Source organism: Pseudomonas sp. WS 5021 (genome assembly GCF_012985535.1).
GTDB lineage: Bacteria > Pseudomonadota > Gammaproteobacteria > Pseudomonadales > Pseudomonadaceae > Aquipseudomonas.
In genome coordinates, this window is sequence record NZ_JAAQWP010000007.1 from 166,277 (window position 1) to 190,904 (window position 24,628).

Here is a 24,628-nt window from a genome sequence, read left to right on the forward strand (position 1 = left end):
GGCGATCTTTAGTCATGGGCGGCAGTTTATAGGCATTCGCCCAGTGTTTGACAGAACTGCGCAACCAGCGCGCTCGGCGCCTGCGCACAGGCCAGGGCCACGGTGCTGTGGCAATCGGGGTCGGCCAGGGGCAGGAAGTGAATGTTGGCCGGGGCGATATCGCGCATCGACTCGGGCAGCAGGGCAATGCCAAACCCCGCCTGGATCAGTTGCAATTGGGTGGTCTTGCGCGACATCACCCGCGCCGCCTTGGGGAAAAATCCGGCGCGCATGCACAACTCGGCTGACAGGTAACTCAGGCCGCCGCGTTGCGGATGGGGGATCGAGATAAAGGCTTGGTCCTGTAACTGCGCCAGCTCAATGGCCGAGGAATGCCGGGCCAACGGATGGCCTGGCGGGACTGCCAGCAGTAGCGGCTCCTTATATAAAGGCAGGATGCGTACCCCCTCGCGCTGGCGCAGCACCGGCAGGCGCAGCAGGCCGACCTCCAGGCGACCCTCGGCAATGTCTTCCAACTGCGCTTCAGAGGACAGTTTGACGATATCCAGCGACACCCCGGGGCCCTGTTCCAGCCAGGCGCTGATCCCGCGCAGTACACGTCCACTCATCGGCACCGTGCTGGAGTGGCTCAGGCGCAGGGTGCCGAGCTGGCCGTGGCCAACCTGGGTCGCCAGCTCACTGGCCTTGTGCAACTCGCCCAGCAGGTTGCGCGCCCGTGGATAAAACGCCTCGCCGGCGGCGGTCAGCCTGGGTTGGCGGGCAGTGCGTTCGAACAGCGGGGTGTGCAGGATAATTTCCAGCTCCTTGATCTGCCGGCTGAGGGCCGATTGCGCGACAAACAGGCGCTCGGCGGCGGCGCTGAAGCTGCCGCTCTCGGCGATTTCAACGAAGTAACGCAGTTGCCGGGTGGAAATCACGAGTCATGCCTTTTCGAGATGGGTGGAGGGCCTGGAAGATATTAGTCGCAACTCACCGGCTTGGCTAAAGTGAGGGCCATCGCTGACAAGGAATATTGCATGAGCCTGGTTGAATTGATGGGGCAGTGGTCGTTCGGGGCGGTGGACTGGCTGGTAATCGGCCTGGGGATTGCCCTGGCTTATATCGTGTTTGGCATCGCCGGCTTTGGCACGGCGCTGGTGGCCGGGCCGATCCTGATTATGTTTATGCCGCTGTCGAAGATCATCCCGCTGCTGGTGCTGCTGGATTTCGTCGCGGCCTTTGGCAACCTGCTGCAATCGCGGCGGGATGTGGTCAAGCCGGAGCTGTTGCGCTTACTGCCGTGCATGGCGATTGGCTGCACCCTCGGCGTGATCTTCTTGCTCAACCTGCATTCGGATCTGCTCCTGCTGTTGATGGGCCTGTTTATCAGCGCCTATGCCATCTACAGCCTGACGGTAAGGGCCAAGCCCACAGCCCTGGCTGCCGGCTGGTCGGTGCCGATGGGCGTGGTGGGCGGACTGTTTGGTGCCTTGTTTGGCAGTGGCGGCTTTTTATATGCGATCTATCTGAACAGCCGCCTGCCCAAGGACGGGGCACGAGCGACCCAAAGTGCGTTGATCAGCGCGAGCACGGTGGTACGCCTGAGCCTGTTTTTGATCGCCGGGGTGTATGCCGAGTTGCCGCTGCTGATGTTGGCCGTGTGCCTGCTGCCGGCGATGGCGCTGGGGCTGTGGGCGGGGCGGCGATTGACCCTGCGCATGTCCCGCGAGGCGTTTGTGCGGTTGGTGACGTGGCTGGTACTGGCCAGTGGCATTGCCTTGATTGGACGGTATTTGAGTACTTGACCTGTGTGGGGCAGAGATTAAGCTGCCAGCCTTCAGGGCCTCTTCGCGAGCAAGCCCGCTCCCATATTCGACTGCATTCCTACAGGAGAAATGCAGTCGAATATGGGAGCGGGCTTGCTCGCGAAGGCGTCAGACGCCACACCGCAGGACTCCCATGAATTCCCAAAGCATCCTTGTCCCGAAAATCTCCACCTTGCCCGTCCACGAACCCCGCGCCCGGGCCATCGTGCGCTGGCTGGTGCGCAAGAACATCATCAAGGAAGAACTGACCACCTGCGGGCGCACCGGCAACCGCATGGGCTATGCCCTGGCCGATGGTGCCCGCGCGGTGGTGCTGCACCCCGAGGCGCTGCCGTTCAACGAACCGGTCAACGGCCTGGAAATCATCTACAAACGCTGCATCTATACCCCCGCCAAGGGTTTTCTCGAAGAAGCCGGCTGCCCGCAATGCCTTAAAGAAGTTGGCGAAGCGCTGTTCGACAGCCTGGAAGACTGGATGCCCGGCCACACCGACAACTTCACCTGCCCGCTGTGTGGGCATGAAGATGACATCAACGGTTTCCTGTTCCTGCAGGAATGCGGCTTTTCCAACCTGGGCTTTATCTTCAACAACTGGGCGGAAGCGGGCTTCAAGCAGAGCTTTATCGACGAGTTTGCCGATTGGCTCGATCAGAAAATCAGTTGGGTCAAAGTCGAACTCTAAAACCACTGCCGCCCCCTACCTGTAGGAGCCGGCTTGCCGGCGATGGAGCCTGGGCCGTGCGCCAAACCAGAGACTGGTTTTACCCATCTATCAGTATTACCAAGTTTGTCAGAGTTTTACGTTGAGGCCCGAGGGGTGTCTGAGTATAATGACGCGCTTCCATTTTCCCGCTCGGGAGCCCCCGCGATGCTGCGTATCAGCCAAGAAGCTCTGACATTCGACGACATTCTCCTAGTGCCCGGTTATTCCGAGGTGCTTCCTAACGAAGTCAGTCTCAAGACCCGCCTAACCCGTGGCATCGAGCTGAATATTCCTCTGGTTTCCGCTGCCATGGACACCGTCACTGAAGCCCGTTTGGCAATCGCCATGGCTCAGGAAGGCGGCATCGGCATCATCCACAAGAACATGACCATCGAGCAGCAAGCTGCCGAAGTGCGCAAGGTCAAGCGTTACGAAGCCGGCGTGGTGAAAGATCCGATCACCATCGAAGCCGACGCCACCGTGCGCGACCTGTTCGACCTGACCCGCCTGCACAACATCTCCGGTGTTCCAGTGCTGCACGATGGCGACCTGGTCGGCATCGTCACTTCCCGTGACGTGCGCTTTGAAAACCGTCTTGAAGTCACCGTCCGTGAAGTGATGACGCCTAAAGAGCGCCTCGTTACTGTCAAGGAAGGCGCCGACAAGAACGATGTGCGTGAACTGCTGCACAAGCACCGCATCGAGCGCGTGCTGATCGTCGACGACAAATTCGCCCTCAAAGGCATGATGACCGTCAACGACATCGAAAAAGCCAAGGCTTACCCGCTGGCCAGCAAGGATGACCAAGGTCGTCTGCGCGTTGGCGCCGCCGTTGGTACCGGTAAAGACACCGGCGACCGCGTTTCGGCCCTGGTCGCTGCCGGGGTTGACGTGGTGGTGGTCGACACCGCCCACGGTCACTCCAAGGGCGTGATCGACCGCGTGCGCTGGGTCAAGCAGAACTTCCCTGACGTACAGGTGATCGGCGGCAACATCGCCACCGGCGCTGCCGCCAAGGCCCTGGCCGAAGCCGGCGCTGACGCGGTCAAGGTCGGTATCGGCCCTGGCTCGATCTGCACCACGCGGATCGTCGCCGGTGTGGGCGTGCCGCAAATCAGCGCCATCGCCAATGTTGCCGCTGCCCTCGAAGGCACTGGCGTACCGTTGATCGCCGACGGCGGCATCCGTTTCTCCGGTGACCTGTCCAAGGCCATCGTGGCCGGTGCTTCCTGCGTGATGATGGGCTCGATGTTTGCCGGCACTGAAGAAGCGCCAGGCGAGATCGAACTGTTCCAGGGCCGTTCCTACAAGGCTTACCGTGGCATGGGTTCGCTGGGCGCCATGTCCCAGGCGCAAGGCTCTTCCGACCGCTACTTCCAGGACTCCTCGGCAGGCGCCGAGAAGCTCGTACCGGAAGGCATCGAAGGCCGTGTGCCGTACAAGGGCACCCTGAGCGCCATCATCCATCAACTGATGGGCGGCCTGCGTTCCTCGATGGGCTACACCGGCAGCGCCGACATCGAAGAAATGCGCACCAAGCCAGAGTTCGTACGGATCACCGGCGCCGGCATGGCTGAATCCCATGTCCACGACGTGCAGATCACCAAGGAAGCGCCAAACTACCGCGTAGGTTGAGGCTTCCAGCAAAACGTTAAGTAACCGGGGCTGTTCTTTCAGCCCCGAGTTGTTTCTGATTCATTAGACGAGACTGACTTCATGGCCCTCGACATTCACGCCCACCGCATCCTGATCCTCGACTTCGGTTCCCAGTACACCCAGCTGATCGCCCGCCGCGTGCGTGAAATCGGCGTGTACTGCGAACTGCATCCGTTCGACATGGATGACGAAGCGATCCGCGAATTCGCCCCTAAAGGCGTCATCCTCGCCGGTGGCCCCGAGTCCGTGCACGAAGCCAACAGCCCGCGCTGCCCACAAGCGGTATTCGACCTGGGCGTGCCGGTATTTGGTATCTGCTACGGCATGCAGACCATGGCCGAGCAACTGGGCGGCAAGGTTGAAGGTTCCGAGCTGCGTGAATTCGGTTATGCCCGTGTCGACGTGGTCGGCAAGAGCCGCCTGCTGGACGGCATCGAAGACCACGTCGACGCCGACGGCCTGTTCGGCCTCGATGTCTGGATGAGCCACGGTGACAAGGTCACCCGGATGCCGGAAGACTTCCACATCCTGGCCAGCACCCCGAGCTGCCCGATCGCCGGCATGTTCAGCGACGAGCGTCGTTACTACGGCGTGCAGTTCCACCCGGAAGTGACTCACACCAAGCAAGGCGGGCGCATCCTGTCGCGCTTCATCCTCGACATCTGCGAGTGTGAAGCCCTGTGGACCCCGTCTAAAATCGCTGAAGACGCCATCGCCAACGTGCGCGCCCAGGTCGGTACCGACAACGTCCTGCTCGGCCTTTCCGGCGGCGTTGACTCCTCCGTGGTTGCTGCGCTGCTGCACAAGGCTATCGGTGACCAACTGACCTGCGTGTTCGTCGACAACGGCCTGCTGCGCCTGCACGAAGGCGAGCAAGTGATGGCCATGTTCGCCGAGAACATGGGCGTCAAGGTGATCCGCGCCAACGCCGAAGATCAGTTCTTGAACAACCTGGCCGGCGAGTCCGACCCGGAGAAGAAGCGCAAGATCATCGGCCGCACCTTCATCGACGTCTTCGATGCCCAGTCCAACAAACTGGACAACATCAAGTACCTCGCCCAGGGCACCATCTACCCCGACGTGATCGAGTCGGCCGGCGCCAAGAGCGGCAAGGCCCACGTGATCAAGTCCCACCACAACGTGGGTGGCCTGCCTGAGGAAATGAACCTCAAGCTGGTAGAACCGCTGCGCGAACTGTTCAAGGACGAAGTCCGTCGCCTGGGCCTGGAACTGGGCCTGCCGTACGACATGGTCTACCGCCACCCATTCCCGGGCCCGGGCCTGGGCGTGCGCATCCTCGGTGAAGTGAAGAAGGAATACGCCGACCTGCTGCGTCGCGCCGACCACATCTTCATCGAAGAACTGCGCAAGGCCGACTGGTACCACAAAGTCAGCCAGGCCTTCGTCGTGTTCCAGCCGGTGAAATCGGTTGGCGTGGTTGGCGATGGCCGTCGCTACGCCTGGGTCGTGGCCCTGCGTGCCGTAGAAACCATCGACTTCATGACCGCCCGCTGGGCACACCTGCCGTACGAACTGCTGGAGACTGTCAGCGGCCGTATCATCAATGAAATCGAAGGCATCTCGCGCGTGACGTATGACGTGTCGAGCAAGCCGCCGGCGACGATTGAGTGGGAATGATTGGGCGTCCGGCATTGTCCGGCACCCCCTAGCAAAAAGTACCCTCAAGCCCGCTTAATTGCGGGCTTTTGGCTTTTTGGGGCTCGCCATAATGCCCGTCAGTTAAGCCTTTTTGTAGGAGCGAGCTTGCTCGCGAAGAACTTGAGAGCGCCGCGGTTACCTAGCAAACACGCGTTATTGTTGACGTCCTTCGCGAGCAAGCTCGCTCCTACAGAAAGCAGAATCCGCTTAACTGACTGGCATCAGGGTTCGCCAGGTTCCCCGGTGATGGCGGTCGAGAAGGCGCGACTGCCCAGCGCTACTACCACCAACCCCCCCAATGGATTACCGGCGGCCTTCGCACACCGGTGATTCGCCGATGCGGCCTTCCTTGCACAGGTCAATGTTATCTGTGCGCTTGAAACCGGCGTCTTTCATGCAATAAAACCGCGTGAGTACCTGGTCAATCGGCGTCCTGTCCCCCGTCCCTATCAGGTTGGTATAGCCGCAGGCGGTCATAGCACTCTTGACGCCTTCTTCAGACACCCCGATTTTCTTCCAATTGGTAAATTCCGGCGGCGGAGGTTGAAAGCCCCTGCCCGTGCAGCCAACCAATAACACAGCGCAAAAACTCAGCAACAGGCTCTTGATGAGCATGGCGTTCTTCCTCATGGTTTGACTCATATATCGGATGCGTCGTATCAGCGAGCTTGTCGAGGTAGTGTCGAGGGCTGCTCAGGAGCAATTAGAAAAACTCATCCAACAGGCAGTAAAAAGCCATTCGCTGCTCATCAGGCTCCACACCATACAGCTCAAAGAACGGCCTTACCCATTCCCGCCCCAGGTTGCGTTCGACGCTGCGTGCCGCCAGGGCCAGGTCTTGATAGCGGTCGCTGACTCCAAGGCGACCGCAGTCAATAAAACCACTGAAGTGACCGCCCGCTGCCATGAAGTTTGGCAGGCACGCATCGCCGTGCGTCACCACCAGGTCGTGGGTGGCGGGCCGTGTCGCGAGGAGTTCGGCAAACACATCGCGGACGCTGCGTCCCAGTCGCTCATCGTCGAAGTCCGTCCCATCAATCAGCCCGGCGTCGACGTGTTCCTGGGCGACGGTGATGCGCTGTTCCAGGTTGTGATCGAAGGGGCATTGCGCCACGGGTACCTGGTGCAATGTGCGCAAGGCGGTGGCCAGGACGTCGATGATCTGCGCGGAAGAAAGCGCGCTGCTGCTGGCCAGGTCCTGTCCCGGCATGGCGCTCATCAGCAGCCACTGGTGATGGTTTTCCTGCACTTGGTCCAGTACCACTGGCGCTGGCAGGCCCTGTTGCTGCAGCCAGTGCAGGCGTTCGATTTCGTCGGCAAGCTCGGCGTGTTCGACCAGGGGCTCGGCTTTCAGGAACAGGTCTGGGCCGTTGTCCCTGCGCAGTCGAAACACGTCAGCCCGGGACTCGCCGATGGCCTGTTGTTCGATGAGTGCGAGGGGGAACTGTTCACGCCACTTTTCTGGAATGTTCACGGTGCTGTCCCGGTCCTCGCCTGAGCGTTGTCAAACGCCGATTAAACAACGTTTGGCCTCGGCTTGTCATGGGCGCCCCGCGCGGCAGGCGTTTTACTGCCTGGCGCGCGCGGGGGCGTCAAGCGGGCAGCCGGCATTGCAGGTTCAAGCCCATATTGGTGAGGGCGCTGGACAGCTTTTCCAGGGTCGCGAAGTGCACGTTATGTACCCCGGGCCAGGCCGGCCGGTCGATGGAGAAACTACCATCGGCCAATCGGTTGATGGGGGTGCGGACGACGCTCATGGCGCGGCTGTGATGCAGCAGGGTATAGCGGCCCTGGCTTGCATCGATCAGGTACATGCCCTTGCGAAACAGCAGCCGCTGGTTTTGCTCCAGGGTCCTGTGCACCAGCGGGGCCTCCACTTGCACCCGCAGGTCGGCATGCAAGGTGTCGAAGCTGTCTCCGACGTGTTCGTGGGCAGGTGCACTGTCGCGGTCGATGTCGATGCCGGGGTCAATGCGTATGTCGCTGCCTTGCCCGGGAAGCACCTCCTCGACCCGCAGTCCGATGCCGCCGTGCAGTTCACTGATACCGGCAAAGCCATTGAAGGTATTGATGTTTCGCGCGCCAGTGAGCACCAGCCACTTGCCGCCGCCATTGAGGGTCTGGTCGGCCTGGATAATGGTATGGGCGAGGTAGTTACTCATCGCTTGCTCTGAAAGGTTGGCGGTGGGATTGGGGTACTTGTAGTGGGCGACGCAGTCCAGAGCCTGCACGCGGATGCCATTGGCCCTGGCAGTCTTGACCAACTCCAGCTCGTTGTACTGGCCTGCCGGGTCGGTGCCCAGCCGGTTCAGGTAGCTTTCCAGGTCTTCGGACATCACCCCGGTGCGCGAATAGAGGTTCAAGTCATCCTGGACAAAATCGTTGAGCAGGCGGCGCAGATATAGGGTCTTCACACCTTTGCGCGCGAAGAGGGGCAGGTTGTCGATCACCAGGCGGGTGCTGGCGATGCGGTCCAGGGTTTCACCGATGACGTATCCGGGTATGTCTTCGGGCAGGCGCTCGATGATTTCGGCAAAGGGCGTAGTGGGCTCGAACGCGGGGATGTCCGGGCGCGCTGGAAGTCGGGTCCAGGGCAGTTCGGTAAAGAAGTCTTTCGCCGTTTGCAGCAGTTTGTCGTGAGTGACGCCGAAGTAATACGTGAAGCGGTCGATGCGCCCGAAGCGGCTTTGAACATGGGTTTCAGGCAGGCCCAGTACCCACTTTCTTATGTGCGTGCGGGTCGAGGGCGGGGTGTCGAAGGGGGTAGTGACCCGGCGCAGCGGGTTGACGGGGGCAGTCACCGGTTCCTCGCTAGGGGAGGGCGCTGGCGTGTGTGCGGCCTTGCTGGAGTTGCCGCCACCGCCTTTCAACCCTTTGCTGGCGCTGACGGGTTCCCATTCGTTGAGTTCGTTCAGGCGCACTGGCAGCGAGCCGGAAAAGCCATGGGGGTTACTTGGGTCGACGATCGCCCAGAAACCGTGGCCGTTGGGGTCGGCTTCGTAGCGTACGTAATAGGCTTCATCGTTGAGCATAATGGCGTGCTGCGGCATGCCGCTGGAGGTTTTGAGGGTATAGACCTGGTGAAACTTGCCGGGTGCGGTGTTGAGGGTTTCACCTTCCAGGATCAGGTTGCTTTGGTAGCTGGCAGGTACGGTCGGTTCTGGCGACATGGGTATAACGGCGGGCGTAGTGTGTTCAATCGCCACGGTATCGACTGTTTCGGCGATCTGCGGCATGACGCCGTCGGTCTTCAGCAGCGTCAGGTTGAACACCGCATCGATAGCACTGAGGACCGCACCCAGCGCTCCCGCGCGGCGTTCGGCCGGGGTTTTGCCATTGATCGCCTGGTCGATATTCAGGCCCAGACTGGCCACGCTGGCGCCCATCACCACCAGGGCCACCGGCCAGCCTGCCACGGCCATTGGTCCGAAGGTCTTGCCAAAGGCGGCCAGGTAGCCGATCCACAGCTTCTTGCGCAAGTCGCCGTTGCTCTGCAGGGAGAACTGCGCATCGTTGTCCATGCGCGCACGGCTCGACTGTGCGAGCCAGGTAAAGGCGTCGCTGTCGAGGGGCTGGTCGGCTTGATTGATCAGGTGGTGGTCCCACGTGCCCCAGTCGGTAAACAGCTGGTCGAGTTGGTGGTTCAGGCCTTTGTCCACCCAGTCTGGCGGCAGCGTGCCGGCCACGGCCTGGGCGGTGCGGTAGATCAGCACGGGCGTCAGCAGCATTTGCTTCCAGGTCACGGCGTCGGTGTCGTCCTGCTGGACCTGGGTCGACAAGGGGAAATGGGCCATGAAACGCGCGCGGTTATCGGCGCGGTTGGTCTGGTTCAACAGCCAGAAATGCAGGTCGGCAGGCGTCTCAAGGCAGTGGAAGGCCTGGGCCTCGCCGGGCACGTAGAGGATTTGCCGACCATCGCCATCGACAATACGCAGGATGTCCGTGGCGATATGCCCGCCAATATCCAGTGCCGCCACGCGTAGCCCGCTTGCCGGAGTTGCCTCGGCTTGCAGGTCGGGCAGGGTCGGCGGCCAGCCCAGGTTGCCGGCAAGGGCCTTGATCACCTTCTGCAACTGCTCCTCGTCGAGGTGCCCGGCCTGTCGCGCTTGCAGGGCCTGGGCCAGGCAATTGACCTTGGCCAGGGTGCGGAAATGGTGGTGGTGGGTACTCCAGAATTGCTCCACGCGCGTGGTGTAGCGATCGCTGAAATTGATCGCCCAGAAATCATGGAGCACGGCGCTGGCGGACAGCTGCACTTCGTTGTGCTGATCGAACACTCGCGCCTGGGCACCCTCGCTGTAGAAGCCGCCATCGCCGTCGAGCAGGTCGGCATTATCCTGGTCATGCACCTCGAAGCGGTGCATGACCAACTGCGTCAGGGTCATCGACGCCTGGGGTTTTTCGTTATGGCTCCAGCCGGTAAAGGTCGCCGGATCACCGGTGCCGCGGTTGAAGCGGTGCCAGTACACCTGATCGGGATCCAGGTGCGCCAGGCCATGTTTCGTGAGGATTTCACCGGCGGCCTCGATGGCCATCGCCTGCATGTTCGGGCAGGCATCCAGTACCACGGGGGCCAGGGCGCGAAGTTGTTGCTGGGCGGCGGGGGATGTGTCGGCAAGTGGCATGCTGCTCTCCTTGAGGGGGGGAGGCGAGCATGCCAAGCGCTTCAGAGTGGGTGTGGGTAGATAATTAACGCCGGGCGATATCGGAGAAGTAGAACTTATCCAGGGTATGCCGCGACTCGGTGTACTCGAACTGGCGCCCATCCTGCAAAAACGTCTGGTTGCTCACCACGATCACATGGCTCTGGCCGTCGAGGTCCAGGTGCGCCTGGTCGTCCTTGCTGCGGGGCAGGGCTTCGATGGTGCGCTGGGCGTAGCTGATCTGCAGGTGCAGGGTTTGTTCGATGAAGGCGTAGATCGACTGTTCGGCAATCGTCTGGTCCAAGCCCGGGATCAGCTCGGCAACGAAGTGGTTGATATCGAGGATCACCCGTTTGCCGCCAATGCGCCGCACGCGCTTGATGCGGGTGATCAGGGTGCCGGGGTCGGCCTCGATGTGTTGCAGCAGCGAACCTTCCAGCGGGAGTTGGGTGAACTCAACCACTTCGGTGCGTACGTCATCGCCCAGGTCGGCGTGGGTTTCGTGGAAGCTGACGATGCCGCCCAGTTGAAACTCAATCGGGTTGGGCGACAGCACGAAGGTGCCCTTGCCGTGGATTTTTTGCGCAAACCCGCGCTCCTGCAACTGCTCGATGGCCCGGCGCACGGTGCCGCGGCTGGCCTGGTAGGTCTGCATCAATTCGGTTTCAGAAGGCAGGCGCGTGCCGCGTTGCAGGCGTTCGGTGGTGATGCTGGCAAGCAGATCGGTGTAGATCTGGTTGTATTTACTCATGGAGAGGGCTCTGTGCCGCGTTTGCGTTCAAGGCAGGAACCTTAGTGGCACAGGTGGGCTTTGTCCATTGGACCCTTGGAAAGCGCTGGGCGAATATTTTTACAACTCGTACAGACGAGTTGTTGCTTTAACTCGTACAGACGAGTACTTTTACCCTCGGCGTGCTGCCAATAACAAGAATCTAAAGTGGAAGACCAAGCATGAGCCACGACTATTCCAACATTGCCCGCGAGATTCTCCTGAACCTCGGCGGCAGCGATAACCTTGAGCAAGCGGCCCACTGCGTGACGCGCCTGCGCCTGGCGCTCAAGGACCCGAGCCTGGTCAACGCCAGTGCGTTGAACCAGGTCGACCTGGTCAAGGGCTCGTTCTTCACCGGCGGGCTGTTCCAGATCGTCATCGGCCCCGGCGAAGTAGAAAAGGTCTACGCCGCCCTGCGCGAACAGACCGGCCTGGCCGCCGCCACCATCGCCGACGTGAAGAAAAAGGGCGCCGACAAGACCAACGCCATGCAGCGCCTGGTGCGGGTGTTCTCCGATGTGTTCATGCCCATCCTGCCGGCGCTGATCATTGCCGGCCTGCTAATGGGCATCAACAACCTGATGGGCGCCAAGGGCATGTTCATCGAGGGCCAGACGTTGCTGGAGGCCTATCCGAACCTGGATGGCCTGTGGAGCCTGATCAACCTGATGGCCAACACCTCGTTTGTGTTCCTGCCGGCGCTGGTGGGCTGGTCGGCGGCCAAGCGTTTTGGTGGCAGTGAAATCCTCGGCATCGTGCTCGGCCTGATGCTAGTCCACCCGGACCTGCTCAATGCCTGGAACTACGGCAAGGCGGTGGCCGGGCTCGACGGCCAGAGCCTGCCGTACTTCGACATTCTGGGCTGGTTCCAGATCGAGAAGGTTGGCTATCAAGGCCAGATCCTGCCGATCCTGATGGCCGCCTACGTCATGAGCGTGATTGAAAAATGGCTGCGGGCGCGGGTGCCGAATGCCATTCAACTGCTTGTCGTACCGATCACCACCATCGTCGTCACCGGCGTGCTGGCCCTGGCGATCATCGGCCCGGTCACCCGGCACCTCGGCATCCTGATCACCGAAGGCGTGGTCACCCTGTTTGACCTGGCGCCAATGGTGGGCGGGGCGATTTTCGGCCTGCTGTATGCGCCGCTGGTGATTACCGGCATGCACCACATGTTCCTTGCCGTGGACCTGCAACTGATCTCGACCCAGGGTGGCACGTTTATCTGGCCGATGATCGTCATGTCCAACCTGGCCCAGGGCAGTGCAGCCCTTGGCGTGTTCTACATGAGCCGCAATGCGCGAGACAAAAGCATGGCCTCGACCTCGGCGATTTCCGCCTACTTTGGGATCACGGAGCCGGCGATGTTCGGGGTCAACCTGCGCTTCAAGTTTCCGTTCTATGCCGCGTTGCTGGGTTCGGCCCTGGGCAGCATTTTCCTCTCGCTGAACAAGGTCCAGGCCTCGGCCATCGGCGTCGGTGGTTTGCCTGGGTTTATCTCGATCATCCCGCAATACATCCCAAGCTTTGTGATCGGCATGGCCGTCGCGATGGTGGTGCCGTTTGTTCTGACCTGTGGGTTGAGCATGAAAATTGTGCGGCCGGGTTATCGCGTCGCCTGATAGATCGCTATCGCAGGCAAGCCAGCTCCCACAGAGGAATGCATTTCAACTGTGGGAGCCGGGCTTGCCCGCGATGAGGCCCGCAAGGCCGCTACACCACTCAATTGAAGGAACCCACCATGCAAGACTGGCAACACTCGGTGATCTACCAGATCTACCCCAAAAGCTTCCACAGCCACGCGGGTAACGCCACCGGTGACCTGCTGGGCATCGTGGACAAGCTCGACTACCTCCAGTGGCTGGGCGTCGATTACCTGTGGATCACCCCGTTCCTGCGCTCGCCCCAGCGCGACAACGGCTACGACATCAGCGACTACTACGCCATCGACCCCAGCTACGGGACCATGGCCGACTGCGACCTGCTGATCAGCGAAGCGGCCAAGCGCGGCATCAAGCTGATGCTCGATATTGTGGTCAACCACACCTCCATCGAGCACGAGTGGTTCCAGCAGGCACGCAGCAGCCTCGACAACCCGTACCGCGACTTCTACATCTGGCGCGACCAGCCGAACAACTGGCAATCCAAGTTCGGCGGCTCGGCCTGGGAATACGAGGCGCAGACCGGCCAGTATTTCCTGCACCTGTTCGACCACACCCAGGCCGACCTCAATTGGGACAACCCCAAGGTGCGCGCCGAGGTCTACAAACTCATGCGCTTCTGGCGTGACAAGGGCGTGGGCGGCTTTCGCCTGGACGTGATCAACCTGATCTCCAAGCCGGCGGATTTCCCCGAAGACAACAGCGACGGCCGGCGCTTCTACACCGACGGCCCGAACGTGCACGCGTACTTGCAGGAAATGCACCGCGAAGTGTTCGAGGGCCACGCGCTGATCAACGTCGGCGAGATGTCCTCCACCAGTCTCGAACATTGCATTCGCTACTCTCGCCCTGAGTCGAAAGAACTGTCGATGACCTTCAACTTTCATCACCTGAAAGTCGATTACCCCAACCTGCAAAAGTGGGTGCGCGCCGACTTCGATTTCCTGCAGCTCAAGCAGATCCTTTCCGACTGGCAAATGGGCATGCAGGCCGGTGGCGGCTGGAACGCGCTGTTCTGGTGTAACCACGACCAGCCGCGGGTGGTCTCGCGATTTGGCGATGACGGCGAGCACCGCGTGGTCTCGGCCAAGATGCTCGCCACCGCTTTGCACTTCCTGCAGGGCACGCCGTTTGTGTACCAGGGCGAAGAGCTGGGCATGACCAATCCGGGCTTTGACAGCATCGAGCAGTACCGTGATGTCGAGACCCTGAACATCTACCGCCTCAAGCGCGATGCCGGTGAGTCCGAGGCCTCGAGCATGGCCGCGATCATGCAGAAGTCCCGTGACAACGGGCGCACGCCGATGCAGTGGAACAGCCAGGCCAATGCCGGTTTCAGCCGCGCTGAACCGTGGATCGGCATCCCGGCCAATGCGGCGCAGATCAATGTCCAGAGCCAGCTGGATGACCCGGATTCGGTGCTGCATCACTACCGGGCCTTGATCGTTTTGCGGCGCCTTGAGCCGCTGATCCAGGAGGGTGTTTACCGCCAACTGCTACAGGACCACGACAAGGTCTGGGCGTACCTGCGCGAAGGCCATGGCGAACGCCTGCTGGTGCTGAACAACTTCTACGGCCAGCCCTGCGAAATCCAACTGCCTCACAGCGTGATTGGCTCGGCGAGCGCGCAACGCCTGCTGATCAGCAACTACCCCGACTGCCCGGTGCGCACCGACACGCTCATCTTGCGTCCTTACGAGTCTTTTGTGCTGCACCTGACCGACTGAAACATCCCCTTTTCAGGAGCCGGTTTGCCGGCTCCGACAGGGAAAAAATAAAAAAAATAATGGAGCGCTTCATGAAAACAACAATAAAGCTGGGCCTCGTCGCATCCTGCCTGACCCTGCCCCTGGCGGCCCACGCCCTGGAGTTTGCCGGCTACCTGCGCAGCGGCGCCGGCACCTCGACCGGCAGCGGCCCGCAGCATTGTTTCCAACTGCCGGGCGCCCAATCCAAGTACCGCCTGGGTAACGAATGCGAGCAATATGCCGAGCTGGAATTGCGCCAGGACCTGTTCACCCTGGACGACGGTTCGGTGCTGAGCGTGGATGCCATGGCCTCGCTGTATAACAAATACGACCGCGAACTGAAGTTCCAGGGCGAAAACAACGGCTCGGCGCGCATGCCGCAGATGTATGCGCAATGGTCGAACATGCCCAGCCTCAACGGCGGCTCACTGTGGGCCGGTCGGCGCTACTACAAACGTAACGACATCCATATTTCCGACTTCTACTACTGGAACCAGAGCGCCACCGGCGGCGGCATCGAGGACGTGCTGATCGGCGATCTGAAGTACAGCTACGCCCTGTCGCGCAAGGACAACCTGTACCAGAAGCAATACGCCACCCGTCACGACTTCAACGTCGCAGGCTTCAAGACCAACCCCGGCGGCGAACTGGAACTGGGCCTGAGCTATATCGAACAGGCGGGCGGGCGCGACACCCACAGCGGCTGGGCCCTCACTGCGCAGCATGTGCAGGCCGCGTTCCTCGGTGGCAAGAACAAGTTCGCCCTGCAGTACGGCGAAGGGCCGGGCACCGGCCTGGGCTACACCGGGAATACAGCTCTGGAGCGCAGTAGCAAAAGCTACCGTGCGGTGGAGTTTTTTGACTGGCAAGTGACCCCGCGTTTTGGCGGCCAGGTGGAGGCGGTGTACCAGAAAGACGTGCGCCCCGGCAGCCAGGACCAGACCTGGATGTCTGTCGGTGTGCGCCCGGCGTATGCCATCAGCGAGCAGTTCAAGCTGGTCACCGAACTGGGCCACGATCAGGTCGATGCCAGCGGCGGTACGCGCAAACTCAGCAAGTTCACCTTCGCCCCGACCTGGTCGCCCAAGGGCCCGGATTTCTGGGCGCGGCCGGAGGTGCGCTTGTATTACACCTATGCCACCTGGAACCAAGCAGCCAAGCGCGCGGCCAATGAACTGGCGGCGGGTTCGGCGTTGTCCGACACCGGCTCCTATGGCACCGCGCGCCACGGTTCCAACTTCGGTGTGCAGGTCGAATACTGGTGGAAATAAACACCGGCTTTATGTGGGAGCCGGGCTTGCCCGCGATACAGGCGGCTCGGTATTCCAATGAGACCGCGTTGATGCAATCGCAGGCAAGCCAGCTCCCACAGGGGCCCATTTCACCCCGGGACGTGTACTCGGCCCATGTTTTTTACAGAACCAAACAGCAGGTGATGTCATGACCACAACTCAACCCCTGGAACTGCTGGCGCCCCTGACGGGTGTGCTGTTGCCCCTGGACCAGGTGCCGGATCCGGTGTTCTCCAGCCGCCTGATTGGCGACGGCGTGTGTATCGATCCCACCTCGCAGACCCTCTGCGCGCCGCTGGCCGGGGTGATCAGCAATATCCAGGACAGTGGGCATGCGGTCAGCGTCACCGACGACCAGGGCGTGCAAGTGCTGATGCATATCGGCCTGGACACCGTGAACCTGGCGGGCAAGGGCTTCACCCGGCTGGTCGAGGAAGGCCAGCGGGTTGAGGCGGGCCAGCCTTTGATCGAATTCGATGGCGACTTTATCGCGCTCAATGCCCGTAGCTTGCTGACCCTGATGCTGGTGGTCAGCGGCGAGCCATTTGTGCTGCTGGCGGCGGGCGCGGGGTTGGTGGAAACCGGGCAACCGTTGTTGCGTGTGACGCCGGTAATACGCGCCGCCAACGATGACGAGGAGGAGGGTGACGCACTGTTCTCCAAGCCCCTGAAGCTGCCCAACGCCAACGGTTTGCATGCCCGCCCGGCGGCGGTCCTGGCCCAGGCGGCCAAGGCTTTTAAGGCGAGCATCTGCCTGCACAAGCAAACCCAGATCGCCAACGCCAAGTCCCTGGTGGCGATCATGGGCTTGCAAACGGTACGGGGCGATACCCTGCAAGTGAGCGCGGCGGGGGAGGATGCCGCGGCGGCGATCCAGGCGTTGGTTACGCTGTTGACAGAAGGCTGTGGCGAAACCGTTGCGCTGGTGGCCGAGGTGGTTGAGCCAGTTGCGCCGCTGTCATCGGCAAGCGTGCTGCGCGGCGTATGTGCATCGCCGGGTTCGGCGTTTGGTCAGGTGGTGCAGGTGGCTGAGCCCGAGCTGAATGTGCCTGAACAGGGGGCTGGCGAGACGCTGGAGCATGCCGCCCTGGCACGTGGCTTGCGCGCTGCAACCCAAGCGCTGCAAGTGTTGCAGGACAAGGCCGGTGGCAGTGCCCAGGCAGAGATTTTCCGCGCCCATCAGCAATTGCTCGAAGACCCGACCCTGCTTGAACAAGCCCACGGCCTGCTCGCCCAAGGCAAGAGCGCCGCCTTTGCCTGGAACAGCGCCACACTCGCCACCGCCGGGCTGTTCGAGCAATCCGGCAGCTCCCTGCTGGCCGAACGCGCCGCCGATATGGCGGATGTTGGCCAGCGTGTGCTCAAGCTGATCCTCGGGGTGCAGGACGGCGCCTGGGAGTTGCCGGAGCAGGCAATCCTGATTGCCGAGCAACTGACACCCTCGCAAACCGCCAGCCTCGACCCGCGCAAGGTGTTGGGATTTATCACCGTTGCCGGCGGCGCCACCAGCCATGTCGCCATCCTTGCGCGTGCTTTGGGCTTGCCGGCGATGTGCGGGGTGCCAGCCCAGGTCCTGGACTTGCCCGAGGGCAAGCAAGTGTTGCTGGACGCCGATAAAGGCGAACTGCACCTGGACCCGGACCCGACGGTAATCGAGCGGCTGCGGGCCGCGCGCGCGCAACAGGTGTTGCGTCACCAGCGCGATGTGCAACAGGCCGCCTTGGCGGCTACCACGCGCGATGGTCATCATGTCGAGGTGACAGCCAACGTCGCTTCGCTGCAAGAAGTGCAGCAAGCCCTGGTCTTGGGGGCTGAGGGTGTGGGGCTGTTGCGCTCGGAGTTTCTCTACCTGGACCGCAACCGTGCGCCCAGCCCGCAGGAACAGGCCCAGACCTACAGCGCCATTGCCGGTGCCCTGGGCACCGGGCGCAACCTGGTGGTGCGCACCCTCGATGTGGGCGGTGACAAGCCTTTGGCCTATGTGCCGATGGACAGCGAGAGCAACCCCTTTCTTGGTCTGCGTGGCATTCGCCTGTGCCTGGAGCGTCCTGAGCTGTTGCGCGAGCAGTTGCGGGCAATCCTCGCCAGCGCGGGCTTGGCCCGGTTGCACATCATGTTGCCGATGGTCAGCCTGCTGTCGGAGCTGCGCCAGGCCCGCCAGATCCTCGAAGAGGAAGCGGCGGCCCTGGGGCTCACTGAACTGCCGAAACTGGGGATCATGATCGAGGTGCCGTCAGCGGCGTTGATGGCGGATGTGTTCGCGCCCCACGTGGACTTTTTCTCGATCGGCACCAATGACCTGACCCAATACACCCTGGCCATGGACCGCGACCACCCGCGCCTGGCCAGCCAGGCCGACAGCTTTCACCCGGCGGTGCTGCGCCTGATCGCCACCACGGTCAAGGCCGCCCATGCCCACGGCAAGTGGGTGGGGGTGTGTGGCGCGCTGGCGTCCGAAACGCTGGCGGTGCCGATGCTGATCGGGCTGGGGGTGGACGAGTTGTCCGTCAGCGTACCGCTGATCCCGAGCATCAAGGCCACGGTGCGTGAGCTGGACCTGGCGGACTGCCAACTGATCGCCCACCAGGTGTTAAACCTGGAAGAAGCCGCCCAGGTGCGCGAGGCCTTGAGCCAGTACCACGCGGCGACTGTGGAAACCTCACTGGTTGTGGAGAACTGAATATGTTCGAGAAATTGCAGCAGGCGTTCTGGAAAGCCCTGACCCCGGACCTGGTGGCAGAAACGGTGGTTGCCGAGCCGGCGGCTGATGCGATGCTGGCGCCTGAGGTGCTGAGTGCGTTGGGTGGGGCGAGTAATCTCAAGTCACAGCAGCGCGTGGCATTGACCCGGATCCGCGTGCAGCTACAGGACCCGGCGCGGGTGGACGAGGCGGCGCTGAAGGTGGCGGGTATCACGGCGGTGATGGTACTGGCGGGCGGGGTAGTACATCTGATCACTGGCCTGTAGAACACCACAAAACAAATGTGGGAGCGGGCTTGCCCGCTCCCACATTGGGTTTTGTGGTGTCTGGTCGTTCCCAGGGGTCAGAGTTGGGGGGTATCTTGCGGCGGCTTGGTCTTGTCCACGCCCGGCACATGCAGATTGCCTTCCACCACCTGGTTGCCCTCCAGCTGTGGCTGGGTCACCCAGGTCAGGATGTCGTAGTAACGGCGGATGTTGGCCACGAAGTGCACCGGCTCACCGCCCCGGGCGTAGCCGTAGCGGGTCTTGCTGTACCACTGCTTCTGCGACAGGCGCGGCAGCATTTTCTTCACGTCCAGCCATTTGTTCGGGTTCAGGCCTTCCTTTTGCGCCAGCTTGCGCGCGTCATCCAGGTGACCGCCGCCGACGTTGTAGGCCGCCAGGGCAAACCAGGTGCGATCAGGTTCGAGAATCTTGTCGTCCAGTTCGCTCTTGATCATCGCCAGGTACTTGGCGCCACCCTTGATGCTCTGCCGGGCGTCGAGGCGGTTGGATACGCCCATGGCCTGGGCGGTGTTCTGGGTCAGCATCATCAGGCCACGCACGCCGGTCTTGGAGGTGACCGCCGGCTGCCACAATGACTCCTGATAACCAATGGCCGCCAACAGCCGCCAATCGACCTTTTCTTCCTTGGCCGAGGTCTTGAAAAACTTCTCGTACTTGGGCAGGCGCTGCTGCAAGTGCTGGGCAAAGGTGTAGGCGCCCACGTAGCCCAGCACATCGACATGCCCGTAATAACGATCCTTGAGGCGCTGCAGGGTGCCGTTCTTCTCGACCTTGTCGAGGTAGCTGTTGACCTCGTTGAGCAGGCTGTTGTCTTCCCCGGCTGCCACGGCCCAGCTCTGGTTGCTGGCGTCGCCCAGGTCAAAGGCCACCCGCACGTTGGGGAAGTACACCTGGTTCATCGCCACTTCATTGGAGTCGACCAGGGTCAGGTCGATCTGCCCTTCATCGACCATGCGCAGCAGGTCGACTACTTCAACGGCGTCGGACTCTTCGTACTCAATCGCAGGATTCTGCTTTTTCAGCTCGGCCAGTTGCTCGGCGTGGGTGCTGCCCTTGAGCACCATGATCTTCTTGCCCACCAGGTCGGCCGCGTTGGTGGGGCGGGACTGGCCGTTGCGGTAAATGATCTGCGGGGTCACTTCCAGGTACGCATGGGAGAAGCGCACCTGCTGTTTACGCTGTTCGCTGCTGACCAGGCCGGCAGCGGCCAATACCGGGCCGTTGGGTTTGCCCAACTGGCCGAACAGGTCGTCGAGGTTGTCGGCAGTCTCGATTTCAAGCTTGACCCCCAGGTCGTCGGCAAAGCGCTTGACCAGTTCGTATTCGAAACCGGTTTCGCCGTTGCGGTCCTGGAAATAGGTGGCCGGACTGTTTCGGGTGATCACCCGCAATACGCCATCCTCCTTGATTCGCTCGAGCGTGCTGGGCTTATCAACACAGGCGCTGAGCATCAGGAAGAGTCCGGTGGCGAGGAGCCATTTGGCACATCGCGGGCGCAAAGCAGTTGGGGAGAACATCTGCGCAGTATACGCAAACGGCCCATGGCGCCATATCTCGACAGCATCGGCGTTGTCTGCTAGCGCCCGCGAAACTGTGCTGCAGCCCGCAGAAACGTGGCCTGGGGCGCGATTGTGACGGTTAAAATAACTGCGCCGCCGGCCCTGGAAAACGCCCTGATACCGTGCAATCGGTGCCAACTGACGTTCGGCAGCGGCCAGCGGTGCCGTTTCGGGTGCCGTTGGCGCAGGTTTACGCTAGAATGCACGGCCTCAAAGCACACCCCCTTCCCGAGGCTGTCCCGAAGATGTTGATCCTGCGCGGCGCTCCTGCCCTTTCTGCCTTTCGCCACAGCAAACTCCTTGAGCAACTGAGCCAGAAGGTTCCAGCTGTCACTGGCTTGTATGCTGAATTTGCTCACTTCGCCGACGTTAACGGCGTTTTGACCGCCGACGAACAGCAAGTGCTGGCACGCCTTCTGAAGTACGGCCCCAGCGTTCCCGTTCAAGAGCCGACCGGCCGCTTGTTCCTGGTTCTGCCGCGGTTCGGCACCATCTCGCCCTGGTCGAGCAAGGCCAGCGATATCGCCCGCAACTGCGGCCTGGAAAAAATCCAGCGTCTGGAACGCGGGATCGCCTTCTACGTGGCTGGCCAGTTCAGCGACGCCGAGGCCGAGCTGATCGCCAGCAGCCTGCACGACCGCATGACCCAGATCATCGTCAGCCAGCTGGAACAGGCTGGCGGCCTGTTCAGCCACGCCGAACCCAAGCCGCTGACCGCGATTGACGTGCTCGGCGGTGGCCGCGCCGCCCTCGAGAAGGCCAACACCGAACTGGGCCTGGCCCTGGCCGAAGACGAGATTGACTACCTGGTCAACGCCTTCAACGGCTTGCAGCGCAACCCCCACGACATCGAACTGATGATGTTCGCCCAGGCCAACTCCGAGCACTGCCGCCACAAGATCTTCAACGCCAGTTGGGATATTGACGGCCAGAGCCAGGAAAAAAGCCTGTTCGGCATGATCAAGAACACCTACGTGATGCACAGCGAAGGCGTTCTGTCGGCTTATAAAGACAACGCCTCGGTGATCGTCGGCTCTGTCGCCGGCCGTTTCTTCCCGGACCCGCAGACCCGCCAGTACGGCGCGGTGCAGGAGCCGGTGCACATCCTGATGAAGGTCGAGACCCACAACCACCCGACCGCGATTGCCCCGTTCCCGGGCGCAGCCACCGGCTCGGGCGGCGAGATCCGCGACGAAGGTGCCACCGGTCGTGGCGCCAAGCCCAAGGCCGGCCTGACCGGTTTTACCGTGTCCAACCTGCAGATCCCAGGTTTCGAACAGCCGTGGGAAGTGCCATACGGCAAGCCTGAGCGCATCGTCACCGCGCTGGACATCATGATCGAAGGCCCCCTGGGCGGCGCCGCGTTCAACAACGAATTCGGGCGTCCGGCCCTGACCGGTTACTTCCGTACCTTCGAGCAGTCCATCACCACCCCCCGTGGCGATGAAGTGCGCGGTTACCACAAGCCGATCATGTTGGCCGGCGGCATGGGCAACATCCGTGAAGACCACGTGCAGAAGGGCGAGATTCTCGTCGGCTCCAAGCTGATCGTCCTCGGCGGCCCGGCCATGCTGATCGGCCTGGGCGGCGGCGCGGCTTCCTCCATGGCCACCGGTACCAGCTCGGCGGATCTGGACTTCGCTTCGGTACAACGGGAAAACCCTGAGATGGAACGCCGTTGCCAGGAAGTCATCGACCGTTGCTGGCAGTTGGGTGACAAGAACCCCATCAGCTTCATCCACGACGTCGGCGCCGGCGGTCTGTCCAACGCCTTCCCGGAACTGGTCAACGATGGCGACCGTGGCGGCCGTTTCGAACTGCGCAATATTCCAAACGACGAGCCGGGCATGGCCCCGCACGAGATCTGGAGCAACGAATCCCAGGAACGCTACGTGTTGGCGGTGGGGCCTGCGGACTTCGAACGCTTCCAGGCGATCTGCGAGCGCGAGCGTTGCCCGTTTGCGGTCGTCGGCGAAGCAACCGCCGAGCCGCAACTGACCGTCACCGACAGCCACTTCGGCAACAGCCCGGTGGACATGCCCCTGGAAGTGCTGCTGGGCAAGGCTCCGCGCATGCACCGCTCGGCGGTACGTGAAGCCGAGTTGGGCGATGATTTCGACCCAAGCAGCCTCGACCTGGCCGACAGCATCGAGCGCGTGCTGCACCACCCGGCCGTGGCGAGCAAAAGCTTCCTGATCACCATCGGCGACCGCACCATCACCGGCCTGGTGGCCCGTGACCAAATGGTCGGCCCATGGCAGGTGCCGGTAGCTGACGTTGCCGTGACCGCCACCAGCTTTGACGTGTACACCGGTGAAGCCATGGCCATGGGCGAGCGCACGCCGCTGGCCTTGCTGGACGCCCCGGCGTCGGGCCGCATGGCCATTGGCGAAACCATCACCAACATCGCCGCGTCGCGCATTGGCAAGCTGTCCGATATCAAGCTGTCGGCCAACTGGATGTCTGCTGCCGGCCACCCCGGTGAAGATGCGCGCCTGTACGACACCGTCAAGGCGGTCGGCATGGAGCTGTGCCCGGAACTGGGAATCACCATTCCGGTGGGCAAGGACTCCATGTCCATGGCCACCCGTTGGAACGATGAGGGCACCGACAAGAGCGTCACTTCGCCGCTGTCGCTGATCGTCACCGGCTTTGCGCCGGTCACCGACATCCGCCAGACCCTGACCCCGCAACTGCGCATGGACAAGGGCACCACCGACCTGATCCTGGTTGACCTGGGCCGTGGCCAGAACCGTATGGGCGCCTCGATCCTCGCCCAGACCCACGGCAAGCTTGGCAAACAGGCGCCGGACGTCGATGACGCCGAAGACCTGAAAGCCTTCTTCGCCGTGATCCAGGGCCTGAACGCCGACGGCCACCTGCTGGCCTACCACGACCGTTCCGACGGTGGTTTGCTGACCAGCGTCGTGGAAATGGCCTTTGCCGGTCATTGCGGCCTGAGCCTGAACCTCGACGGTCTGGCGGAAACTTCCGCTGACATTGCCGCCATCCTGTTCAACGAAGAACTGGGCGCGGTGATCCAGGTGCGCCAGGACGCCACCCCGGACGTGCTTGCACAGTTCAGCGCTGCTGGCCTGGGCGACTGCGTGGCGGTGGTTGGCCAGCCGATCAACAACGGCGTGATCAACATCGTCTTCAACGGCGACACCGTGTTTGAAGGCCAGCGCCGCCTGCTGCAACGCCAGTGGGCCGAGACCAGCTACCAGATCCAGCGCCTGCGCGATAACGTCGACTGTGCCGAGCAGGAATTCGACGTGATCCTGGAAGAAGACAACCCGGGCCTGAGCACCAAGCTCAGCTTCGACGTCAACCAGGACATCGCCGCGCCGTACATCAAGAAAGGCATCCGGCCACAGGTTGCCGTACTGCGTGAGCAGGGCGTCAACGGCCAGGTGGAAATGGCGGCCGCGTTCGACCGTGCAGGCTTCAATGCGATCGACGTGCACATGAGCGACATCCTCGCCGGTCGCGTCGACCTCAATGAGTTCAAGGGCCTGGTGGCCTGCGGTGGTTTCTCCTACGGCGACGTATTGGGTGCCGGTGAAGGCTGGGCCAAGTCGGCCCTGTTCAACAGCCGCGCGCGCGATGCGTTCCAGGGCTTCTTCGAGCGCAACGACAGCTTCACCCTGGGTGTGTGCAACGGTTGCCAGATGATGTCCAACCTCAGCGAACTGATCCCGGGCAGCGAGTTCTGGCCGCACTTTGTACGTAACCGTTCCGAGCAGTTCGAGGCCCGTGTGGCCATGGTGCAGGTGCAGGAATCGAACTCGATCTTCCTGCAAGGCATGGCCGGTTCGCGCATGCCGATTGCCATCGCCCACGGTGAAGGCCATGCCGAGTTCGAAAGCGAGGAAGCGTTGCTGGAAGCCGATCTGTCCGGCACCGTGGCCCTGCGTTTTGTCGACAACCACGGCAAGGTCACCGAAAGCTACCCGGCCAACCCGAACGGCTCGCCGCGCGGGATCACCGGGCTGACCAGCCGCGACGGTCGCGTGACCATCATGATGCCGCACCCGGAGCGGGTGTTCCGCGCCGTGCAGAACTCGTGGCGCCCGGAAGAGTGGAACGAAGACGGCGCGTGGATGCGCATGTTCCGTAACGCTCGTGTGTGGGTGAACTAA

General features: G+C 62.0%; 16 protein-coding genes. 10 read left to right on the forward strand and 6 right to left on the reverse strand.

The window, feature by feature from the left end; genetic code table 11:
• Positions 1–26: 26 nt before the first annotated feature.
• Positions 27–917: a LysR family transcriptional regulator gene (locus HBO19_RS21790; protein ID WP_170058294.1), complete on the reverse strand. Its 891-nt coding sequence runs from the start codon at positions 915–917 to the stop codon at positions 27–29.
• 99 nt (positions 918–1,016) lie between these two features.
• On the opposite strand from HBO19_RS21790, the gene HBO19_RS21795 reads away from it, so the two are divergent.
• The 4 genes from HBO19_RS21795 (at position 1,017) to guaA (ending at position 5,802) form a co-directional block, all read left to right on the forward strand.
• Entirely contained in the window at positions 1,017–1,784 is a 768-nt protein-coding gene (locus HBO19_RS21795; protein ID WP_170058295.1) for a sulfite exporter TauE/SafE family protein, read from the forward strand.
• A 154-nt stretch (positions 1,785–1,938) separates the two neighbouring features.
• On the forward strand, positions 1,939–2,487 hold the full coding sequence (locus HBO19_RS21800) for a sugar ABC transporter ATPase (RefSeq protein ID WP_169956685.1): 549 nt from the start codon (positions 1,939–1,941) through the stop codon (positions 2,485–2,487).
• Positions 2,488–2,673: 186 nt separating this feature from the next.
• Positions 2,674–4,143: an IMP dehydrogenase gene (gene guaB, locus HBO19_RS21805; RefSeq protein WP_016977684.1), complete on the forward strand. Its 1,470-nt coding sequence runs from the start codon at positions 2,674–2,676 to the stop codon at positions 4,141–4,143.
• 81 nt (positions 4,144–4,224) lie between these two features.
• Entirely contained in the window at positions 4,225–5,802 is a 1,578-nt protein-coding gene (gene guaA / locus HBO19_RS21810) for a glutamine-hydrolyzing GMP synthase (RefSeq protein WP_029298509.1), read from the forward strand.
• 324 nt (positions 5,803–6,126) lie between these two features.
• Here the strand turns inward: guaA and HBO19_RS21815 are convergent, their stop codons facing one another.
• From HBO19_RS21815 to treR, 4 genes are all read right to left on the reverse strand, one after another.
• The gene (locus HBO19_RS21815; RefSeq protein WP_169956683.1) at positions 6,127–6,438 is read right to left on the reverse strand and encodes a hypothetical protein; all 312 of its coding nucleotides are present in this window, start codon (positions 6,436–6,438) and stop codon (positions 6,127–6,129) included.
• Positions 6,439–6,526: 88 nt separating this feature from the next.
• Positions 6,527–7,297, reverse strand: a complete 771-nt coding sequence (locus tag HBO19_RS21820; RefSeq protein WP_170058296.1) for an APH(3')-II family aminoglycoside O-phosphotransferase — start codon at positions 7,295–7,297, stop codon at positions 6,527–6,529.
• 118 nt (positions 7,298–7,415) lie between these two features.
• Positions 7,416–10,448, reverse strand: a complete 3,033-nt coding sequence (locus HBO19_RS21825; RefSeq protein WP_170058297.1) for a membrane-targeted effector domain-containing toxin — start codon at positions 10,446–10,448, stop codon at positions 7,416–7,418.
• Positions 10,449–10,512: 64 nt separating this feature from the next.
• Complete coding sequence (gene treR / locus HBO19_RS21830) at positions 10,513–11,217, reverse strand: trehalose operon repressor (RefSeq protein ID WP_169956677.1); 705 nt, start codon at positions 11,215–11,217, stop codon at positions 10,513–10,515.
• Positions 11,218–11,417: 200 nt separating this feature from the next.
• Between treR and treP the strand changes: the two genes are divergently transcribed.
• The 5 genes from treP to HBO19_RS21855 all read left to right on the forward strand — a co-directional run bounded on the left by treP (position 11,418) and on the right by HBO19_RS21855 (position 18,906).
• Complete coding sequence (treP, locus tag HBO19_RS21835; protein WP_170058298.1) at positions 11,418–12,860, forward strand: PTS system trehalose-specific EIIBC component; 1,443 nt, start codon at positions 11,418–11,420, stop codon at positions 12,858–12,860.
• A gap of 119 nt (positions 12,861–12,979) precedes the next feature.
• Positions 12,980–14,626, forward strand: coding sequence for an alpha,alpha-phosphotrehalase (gene treC, locus HBO19_RS21840; RefSeq protein ID WP_170042962.1), 1,647 nt, complete (start codon positions 12,980–12,982; stop codon positions 14,624–14,626).
• 71 nt (positions 14,627–14,697) lie between these two features.
• Positions 14,698–15,918 carry a carbohydrate porin gene (locus tag HBO19_RS21845; protein WP_170058299.1) on the forward strand — a complete coding sequence of 407 codons (1,221 nt, stop codon included), beginning with the start codon at positions 14,698–14,700 and terminating at the stop codon, positions 15,916–15,918.
• A 169-nt stretch (positions 15,919–16,087) separates the two neighbouring features.
• A complete protein-coding gene (ptsP, locus tag HBO19_RS21850) occupies positions 16,088–18,619 on the forward strand; it encodes a phosphoenolpyruvate--protein phosphotransferase (protein WP_170058300.1) in 2,532 nt (843 codons plus the stop codon).
• Positions 18,620–18,621: 2 nt separating this feature from the next.
• The gene (locus tag HBO19_RS21855) at positions 18,622–18,906 is read left to right on the forward strand and encodes a PTS transporter subunit EIIB (protein ID WP_170058301.1); all 285 of its coding nucleotides are present in this window, start codon (positions 18,622–18,624) and stop codon (positions 18,904–18,906) included.
• A gap of 77 nt (positions 18,907–18,983) precedes the next feature.
• Here HBO19_RS21855 and mltF read toward each other — a convergent pair whose 3' ends face one another.
• Complete coding sequence (mltF, locus tag HBO19_RS21860; RefSeq protein ID WP_169956667.1) at positions 18,984–20,444, reverse strand: membrane-bound lytic murein transglycosylase MltF; 1,461 nt, start codon at positions 20,442–20,444, stop codon at positions 18,984–18,986.
• A 287-nt stretch (positions 20,445–20,731) separates the two neighbouring features.
• Here mltF and purL point away from each other — a divergent pair, with 287 nt between their 5' ends.
• Positions 20,732–24,628: a phosphoribosylformylglycinamidine synthase gene (purL, locus tag HBO19_RS21865; RefSeq protein WP_169956698.1), complete on the forward strand. Its 3,897-nt coding sequence runs from the start codon at positions 20,732–20,734 to the stop codon at positions 24,626–24,628.